Annotated in this window: 7 protein-coding genes and 1 riboswitch; all 7 genes read left to right on the forward strand. The window is 41.8% G+C overall.

Annotated features, from left to right (window positions below; all coding sequences use genetic code 11):
• Positions 1-424 (forward strand): LPXTG cell wall anchor domain-containing protein (locus HMPREF3057_RS10020; protein WP_142350348.1); only part of this gene is annotated, 424 nt, incomplete at its 5' end.
• Between the two features lie 130 nt (positions 425-554).
• Entirely contained in the window at positions 555-3,188 is a 2,634-nt protein-coding gene (gene polA, locus HMPREF3057_RS05335) for a DNA polymerase I (protein WP_070696751.1), read from the forward strand.
• A 103-nt stretch (positions 3,189-3,291) separates the two neighbouring features.
• Positions 3,292-3,394: riboswitch (TPP riboswitch) on the forward strand.
• Positions 3,395-3,464: 70 nt separating this feature from the next.
• Entirely contained in the window at positions 3,465-3,755 is a 291-nt protein-coding gene (locus tag HMPREF3057_RS05340; RefSeq protein ID WP_000647689.1) for a thiamine-binding protein, read from the forward strand.
• Positions 3,718-4,476 (forward strand): ABC transporter permease, encoded by a 759-nt coding sequence (locus tag HMPREF3057_RS05345; RefSeq protein ID WP_007518131.1) that lies wholly within the window; start codon positions 3,718-3,720, stop codon positions 4,474-4,476. Before HMPREF3057_RS05340 ends, HMPREF3057_RS05345 begins: the two co-directional genes overlap by 38 nt.
• Before the next feature lie 36 nt (positions 4,477-4,512).
• On the forward strand, positions 4,513-5,520 hold the full coding sequence (locus HMPREF3057_RS05350; protein WP_070696754.1) for an ABC transporter substrate-binding protein: 1,008 nt from the start codon (positions 4,513-4,515) through the stop codon (positions 5,518-5,520).
• Positions 5,520-6,248, forward strand: coding sequence for an ABC transporter ATP-binding protein (locus HMPREF3057_RS05355; RefSeq protein WP_070696757.1), 729 nt, complete (start codon positions 5,520-5,522; stop codon positions 6,246-6,248). The genes HMPREF3057_RS05350 and HMPREF3057_RS05355 overlap by 1 nt, the downstream gene beginning before the upstream one ends.
• Before the next feature lie 203 nt (positions 6,249-6,451).
• Positions 6,452-8,137 (forward strand): Spy0128 family protein (locus HMPREF3057_RS05360; protein ID WP_257370885.1); only part of this gene is annotated, 1,686 nt, incomplete at its 3' end.

An 8,137-nucleotide genomic window follows, 5' to 3' on the forward strand; every position in this document is an offset into this window, starting at 1 on the left:
CAATGCTCTGCCTTATGCAGAAAGTGGCGCTCCAGCCGTAGCGAATGTTCCAGCTTACGGAGAAAGCGGTACACCAATAGTAAACAACACTCTGCCTTATGCAGAAAGCGGTGCCCCAACCGTAGCAAATGTTCCAGTTTATGCAGAAAGTGGTGCTCCGGCAGTGACTACTATTCCAGCCTATGCTGAAAAGATTGAACCTGCAGTAAATGAAGTTCCAGAATACACTGGCAGTGTAGCTCCTTTGGCTACAAACCCTACTCTTGGAACTGAACAAGATCGTACCTACAAAGCGCCTGCAGCAACAGATGAGCAACTCCTTCCAAATACAGGAAGCCAAGATGCTTCAGCAGTTGCATCGCTAGGATTTATTGGTCTCCTTCTTGGTTTGCTACCATTTGCAAAGAGAAAATTGAACAAATAAATCGCATGAAATCAATAAAAGAAAAGGATTTGAATGGTCCTTTTCTTTTTTTATGGTGAAATAGGGATAAGTCCAAGTTTTTCAGCTCTTTCCGATGGTATTTTTCCTTGCTTTCCTTTATAATGGGTGTATGGACAAGAAAAAATTATTATTAATTGATGGATCTTCTGTTGCTTTTCGAGCTTTTTTTGCGCTCTATCAGCAGTTAGATCGTTTTAAAAATGCTAATGGCCTTCATACCAATGCAATCTATGGCTTTCAACTCATGTTGAATCATGTCTTAGAGCGAGTTGAACCCAGCCATGTTTTGGTAGCTTTTGATGCTGGTAAGACGACTTTCCGAACAGAGATGTATGCAGACTACAAGGGTGGCCGTGCTAAAACTCCAGATGAGTTTCGTGAGCAATTTCCCTTCATTCGTGAGTTGTTAGACCACCTTGGGATTCGCCATTATGAGTTGGCCCAGTATGAAGCCGATGATATCATCGGGACTCTAGGACGTTTGGCTGAGAAGGATTCCTTCGATGTGACAATTGTTAGCGGAGATAAGGATTTGATCCAGTTGACGGATGAGCATACGGTGGTCGAGATTTCCAAGAAAGGTGTGGCTGAGTTTGAGGCCTTTACACCCGACTATCTCATGGAAAAAATGGGCCTCACACCAGCTCAGTTTATTGATCTTAAGGCTCTTATGGGGGATAAGTCTGATAATATCCCTGGGGTGACCAAAATCGGTGAAAAGACGGGTATCAAGCTCTTGCTGGAACATGGTTCGCTCGAGGGTATTTATGAAAATATCGATGGGATGAAGGCTTCTAAGATGAAGGAAAATCTCATCAATGACAAGGAACAAGCCTTTTTGTCTAAAACCTTGGCGACTATTGAGACTCAGGCACCGATTGAGATTGGTCTTGATGATTTGGTCTATAATGGCCCAAATGTGGAAAATCTCGGGAAATTCTACGATGAGATGGGCTTCAAACAGCTCAAACAAGCTCTAAATGTTTCGTCGAAGGATGCGCCTGAGAGCTTGGATTTCACTATTGTTGACCAAGTCAGTCAAGACATGCTGAGTGCCGACTCTATCTTCCACTTTGAACTCTTTGGTGAAAATTACCATACAGATGATTTGGTTGGTTTTGCCTGGTCCTGTGGGGATAAACTTTACACTACAGATAAACTTGAGCTCTTGCAGGAGCCGATTCTCAAGGATTTTCTAGAAAAAACACCTCTGAAAGTGTATGACTTTAAGAAAGCGAAGGTTCTTTTAAATCGCTTGGGCTTGAATCTCCAGGCACCTGCTTTTGACAGTCGTTTGGCCAAATACCTCCTCTCAACAGTCGAGAACAATGAAATTTCAACCATTGCGAGTCTCTACGGCCAGACTTATCTGGCTGATGATGAGACTTTCTACGGTAAGGGTGTCAAGAAAGCCATCCCTGAGAGAGAGAAATTCTTGGAGCACTTGGCTCGCAAGGTTGCTGTATTGATTGAGACTGAGCCGGTTTTACTTGAAAAACTCAGTGAACATGGGCAATTAGACCTTCTCTATGACATGGAGCAACCTCTGGCTTTTGTCCTTGCCAAGATGGAAATTGCTGGGATCAAGGTCAAAAAAGAAACCCTGCTTGAGATGCAGGCTGAAAATGAGGTCGTCATTGAGCAACTCACTCAAGAGATTTATGAGCTAGCTGGTGAAGAGTTTAATATCAACTCCCCTAAGCAGTTGGGCGTGCTTCTCTTTGAAAAACTGGGTCTTCCTCTAGAATACACTAAGAAAACCAAAACAGGTTACTCGACAGCCGTGGATGTGCTAGAGCGACTAGCTCCTATTGCTCCGATTGTTAAAAAAATCCTAGATTACCGTCAGATTGCCAAGATTCAATCTACCTATGTGATTGGTTTGCAAGACTGGATTTTGGATGATGGCAAGATCCACACGCGCTATGTGCAAGATTTGACTCAGACCGGACGTCTGTCTAGTGTAGATCCAAACTTGCAAAATATTCCTGTTCGTTTGGAACAAGGTCGCCTCATTCGTAAGGCTTTTGTACCTGAATGGGAGGATAGCGTGCTGCTCAGCTCGGATTATTCACAGATTGAATTGCGCGTTTTGGCGCATATCTCTAAGGATGAGCACTTGATTAAGGCCTTTCAAGAGGGGGCAGATATCCATACCTCGACGGCCATGCGGGTCTTTGGAATTGAACGTCCTGAGGATGTGACTCCAAACGACCGTCGTAATGCCAAGGCGGTAAACTTTGGAGTGGTTTACGGGATTTCCGACTTTGGTTTGTCTAATAATCTGGGCATCAGCCGTAAAGAGGCTAAAGCCTACATCGATACCTATTTTGAACGCTTCCCAGGTATTAAAAACTACATGGATGAAGTGGTGCGTGAGGCGCGTGATAAGGGCTATGTAGAGACTCTCTTCAAGCGTCGTCGTGAGTTGCCAGATATTAATTCGCGCAACTTCAACATTCGTGGTTTTGCAGAGCGGACTGCCATTAACTCTCCTATCCAGGGCTCGGCAGCAGATATCCTCAAGATTGCTATGATCCAGCTAGACAAAGCTCTAGTTGAAGGTGGCTATCAGACCAAGATGCTGTTGCAAGTGCATGATGAAATCGTCCTTGAAGTTCCGAAATCAGAACTAGCAGCTGTCAAAGCTCTAGTGAAACAAACCATGGAAGAAGCCATCCAACTCAGTGTTCCACTCATTGCTGATGAGAATGAAGGAGCAACTTGGTACGAGGCTAAATAAGAAAGTTATGAAAGAGTTTGAAGGGCGTGCCTTCAAACTCTTTTTCATAGTTTTCTGTAAGCAGTTTCCTTGACTTTTCCTTGTATTTGCGTTACTATATGTCCATATAAGATATGGGAGTCTGTGTACAGTCTGAGAGGAAGTGTTAAACTTCGACCGCACCTGATCTGGGTAATGCCAGCGTAGGGAACGATACTTAGCCGAATTCTGCACCTTTTCCATATATGGAAGGGGTTTTCTTTTTGTCAAAAGGAAACCTGAGAAAAGGAGGTTTTTATGAAAGCAAGCATTGCCTTGCAAGTCTTGCCCCTATCGCAGGGGGTTGATCGAATTGCTATTATCGATCAGGTTATTACTTATCTGCAAGCTCAGTCCGTGACCGTGGTAGTGACACCATTTGAAACGGTATTGGAAGGGGAGTTGGATGAGCTCATGCGTATTCTCAAAGACGCACTAGAAGTGGCAGGGCAGGAGGCAGATAATGTCTTTGCCAATGTCAAAATAAATGTAGGAGAAATTTTAAGTATTGATGAGAAACTTGAAAAGTATACTGAGACGTCACATTAGTCTATTTGGTTTTCTAGGAGTCTTGTCAATCTGGCAGTTAGCGGGAATATTCAAACTTTTACCCAAGTTTATCCTGCCAACCCCTTTTGAAATTCTCCAGGCCTTTGTTCGTGACAGAGAATTTCTCTGGCACCATAGCTGGGCGACCTTGAGAGTGGCTTTACTCGGACTAGTCTTAGGAGTCTTGATTGCCTGTATCATGGCTGTGCTTATGGACAGTCTGACTTGGCTCAATGATCTTATCTACCCTATGATGGTGGTTGTTCAGACCATTCCGACCATTGCTATAGCTCCTATCCTGGTTTTGTGGCTAGGCTATGGAATTTTACCCAAGATTGTCTTGATTATCCTGACGACAACCTTCCCTATCATCGTCAGCATTTTGGATGGTTTTAGGCATTGTGACAAGGATATGCTGACCTTGTTTAGTCTGATGCGTGCAAATCCTTGGCAAATCCTGTGGCATTTTAAAATCCCGGTCAGTCTGCCTTACTTTTATGCAGGTCTGAGGGTCAGTGTCTCCTACGCCTTTATCACAACAGTGGTGTCCGAGTGGCTGGGAGGTTTTGAAGGTCTTGGTGTTTATATGATTCAGTCTAAAAAACTGTTTCAGTATGATACCATGTTTGCCATTATTATTCTGGTGTCGATTATCAGCCTTTTGGGTATGAAATTGGTTGATATCAGTGAAAAATATGTGATTAAATGGAAACGTACTTAAAATAGAGCGTTTTAGAAAAGAAAAGAGGAAATAAAAATGAAGAAAACATGGAAAGTGTTTTTAACGATTGTAACAGCTCTTCTAGCTGTCGTGCTTGTGGCTTGTGGCCAAGGAACTGCTTCTAAGGACAACAAAGAAGCAGAAGTCAAGAAGATTGACTTTATCCTAGACTGGACACCAAATACTAACCACACAGGGCTGTATGTTGCCAAGGAAAAAGGTTACTTCAAAGAAGCTGGAGTGGATGTTGACTTGAAATTGCCACCAGAAGAAAGCTCATCTGACTTGGTGATCAATGGCAAGGCACCATTTGCTATCTATTTCCAAGATTACATGGCTAAGAAATTGGAAAAAGAGGCAGGTATCACTGCCGTTGCAGCGATCGTTGAACACAATACATCTGGAATCATCTCTCGTAAATCTGATAATGTAACTAGTCCAAAAGACTTGGTTGGGAAGAAATACGGTACTTGGAATGATCCAACGGAGCTAGCTATGTTGAAAACATTAGTAGAATCACAAGGTGGAGACTTTGAGAAGGTCGAAAAAGTACCAAACAACGACTCAAACTCGATCACACCGATTGCCAATGGCGTCTTTGACACTGCTTGGATCTACTACGGTTGGGATGGTATCCTTGCCAAATCGCAAGGCGTAGATGCTAACTTCATGTACTTGAAAGACTATGTCAAGGAGTTTGACTACTACTCACCAGTTATCATCGCAAATAACGACTATCTAAAAGACAACAAAGAAGAAGCTCGCAAAGTCATCCAAGCTATCAAAAAAGGCTACCAATATGCTATGGAACACCCAGAAGAAGCTGCAGATATTCTCATCAAGAATGCACCTGAACTCAAGGAAAAACGTGACTTTGTCATCGAATCTCAAAAATACTTGTCAAAAGAATATGCAAGCGACAAGGAGAAGTGGGGACAATTTGACGCAGAACGCTGGAATGCCTTCTACAAGTGGGATAAAGAAAATGGTATCCTCAAAGAAGACTTGACTGATAAAGGTTTCACCAACGAATTTGTAAAATAATGACAGAAATTAGACTAGAACACGTAAGCTATGCCTATGGCGATGAAAAGATTTTAGAGGACATCAACCTGCAGGTGACTTCGGGTGAAGTAGTTTCTATCCTGGGACCTAGTGGTGTTGGAAAGACCACCCTCTTTAACCTAATCGCTGGAATTTTAGAAGTCCAGTCTGGGCGAATTATCCTTGATGGCGAGGCAAATCCTAAGGGGCGCGTGAGTTATATGTTACAAAAGGATTTGCTTTTGGAGCATAAGACGGTGCTTGGCAATATCATCCTGCCCCTCTTGATTCAAAAGGTGGATAAGGCAGAAGCCATTGCCCAAGCAGACGAAATCCTTGCGACCTTCCAGCTGACTGCTATACGGGATAAGTATCCTCATGAACTCAGTGGTGGGATGCGGCAACGTGTGGCCTTACTCCGCACCTACCTTTTCGGGCACAAGCTCTTTCTCTTGGATGAGGCCTTTAGCGCCTTGGATGAAATGACCAAGATGGAGCTCCATGCTTGGTATCTGGAGATTCACAAACAGTTGCAACTGACGACCCTCATCATAACGCATAGTATCGAAGAGGCCCTCAATCTCAGCGACCGCATCTATATCTTGAAAAATCGTCCTGGGCAGATTGTTTCAGAAATTAAACTAGATTGGTCTGGAGACGAGGACAAGGAAGTCCAAAAGATTGCCTACAAACGACAAATATTAGCAGAATTGGGATTAAATACGTAGCCTTTTAAGAAATTAGTATATATTAAATACAAGCGAAATCCTTGCTTGTATTTTTTGTTTCAAAGCTGATGAACATGCATGATTAGGCTTATTATTTAAAGAAATGGTAAGTTAATATAAAAATAAATAAATTTTAGTTGACATTTTGTAATGGAACTGTATAATATAATTGAACCATTATAGACAATAAGGAGGATAATGTGGTGAAAAAGAGAACTAGTAAACTCTTTCGTGGCTTGATGGCCTTGCTACTGGTTGTGTCGGTCTTTTTGCCTGCACTAAGACTTAATGGAGTAGTTAGTGCTGCCGAAAAAACTGAATCAGAGTACACTTTGACTACAGAACCGACGATTAATACGAACCGATTAGTCGATCATGCCAAATATGGTGAAGGTAAGTTCTATCTTAAAACAACTTACGCATTCCCAGACAATGTAACTCTGAAAAACGGTGATTTCATGGTTTATCACGTTCCAAATGAGTTCAAAATCGAAGTAGATTCTACTACAGATTTGAAAGCTCCGAACGGTGATACGATTGCAACGCTGACAACAGAGAAGGCAACGAATACTGCTAAGATTACAGTAACAAACGAAGAGTACTTTAAGAAGTTTAATGAGAACAAGCAAATTGTTGCATCATTTACTGTAGTATGGGCAGACCATGTTGAAAAGAATAAGGAATATGAAATCAACATTCCTGGTGCAGGAGTTTATCATCTGACTCGTATCGTTCCAGACGTTGACCCAACTGGATTTACTAAATGGGGAGTTCAAGATTCAGACGACCCTAACTATGTAAACTGGCGTATCCGTGTTAACCGCTATGCAAAATCTTACACTGGTGTAAACATCCAAGATACTATTCCTGATGGACAAGTTCTTGCAAGTGAAATCACTGGTTACTACTTCCCAGACTGGGAAAATGGTTACGGAAGAACAAAATTGGATAGTGCTCATGTCCAAGTAACAGATAAGAACCATTTCTCAATTACACCTAATGGTGATGGAACTCTTGATCATAAAGGTTTGTTCATCCTATACCGTACTCGTTTGACTAAACCAGTTGACCAAGTTACTAAACGTGTACTAAATAACGTGTCGGTAACTACAAACGAGGAAGCTCAACCAATTGATTTTGAAGGTTTTGCACCAATTACCACAACAGACGGTATTGGTGGAGGTGCCAAATCGGATGAGGTTGCTCTAGAAGTAACCAAGAAACTTGAAGGTAAAGCTCTTGAAAAAGATGCATTTAGTTTCCAACTTCTAGATGACAAAGGTAATGTTTTACAAACTGTCAAAAATGATGAGAATGGTAAAGTGAAGTTCGAGGCAATCAAATACAAAGAAGCAGGAACTTTTAAATATACCATTAAAGAAGTTAATGATAACAAACCTGGATACACTTATGATGCGAACGTCCTTAAAGCGACTGTAACAGTAGAAGATGTTTTGGGTGAAAAATTAGCAAGCGTCAAATTTGAAGATTCTAAGAAAGAATTTACAAACTCATACGCTGCTACAGAAGCAAAACTTCAACTTGAAGCTAAGAAAGTCTTGAACGGTAAAGCTATTGAGGCTGGCCAATTTGAATTTGAGTTGAAAGAAAACGGAACAGTTCTCCACACTGTTTCAAACGATGCAAACGGTAAGATTCAATTCCCAGAACTTACGTTCACAAAAGAAGAAACTCGTACATTCACTATTACTGAAAAAGCAGGTGATGTAGCCGGAGTTGAATACGATCCAAATGCTTATGAAGTAACAGTAGTCGTTAAAGATAACGGCCAAGGTCAACTTGTTGCAACTGCAACAGGTGCAGACAACCTTGCTTTCACGAACGTTTATAAAGCTAAACCAGCAAAAGCTACCATCACAGCTACTAAA

The organism is Streptococcus sp. HMSC072D05, from assembly GCF_001815805.1.
Lineage (GTDB): Bacteria > Bacillota > Bacilli > Lactobacillales > Streptococcaceae > Streptococcus.

Bases quoted from the DNA above. Each gene is read 5' to 3' on its own strand.
- HMPREF3057_RS05340 (WP_000647689.1), top strand. From the start codon at position 3,465: ATGAAAGCAAGCATTGCCTTGCAAGTCTTGCCCCTATCGCAGGGGGTT.
- HMPREF3057_RS05345 (WP_007518131.1), top strand. From the start codon at position 3,718: ATGAGAAACTTGAAAAGTATACTGAGACGTCACATTAGTCTATTTGGT.
- polA (WP_070696751.1), top strand. From the start codon at position 555: ATGGACAAGAAAAAATTATTATTAATTGATGGATCTTCTGTTGCTTTT.
- HMPREF3057_RS05350 (WP_070696754.1), top strand. From the start codon at position 4,513: ATGAAGAAAACATGGAAAGTGTTTTTAACGATTGTAACAGCTCTTCTA.
- HMPREF3057_RS05355 (WP_070696757.1), top strand. From the start codon at position 5,520: ATGACAGAAATTAGACTAGAACACGTAAGCTATGCCTATGGCGATGAA.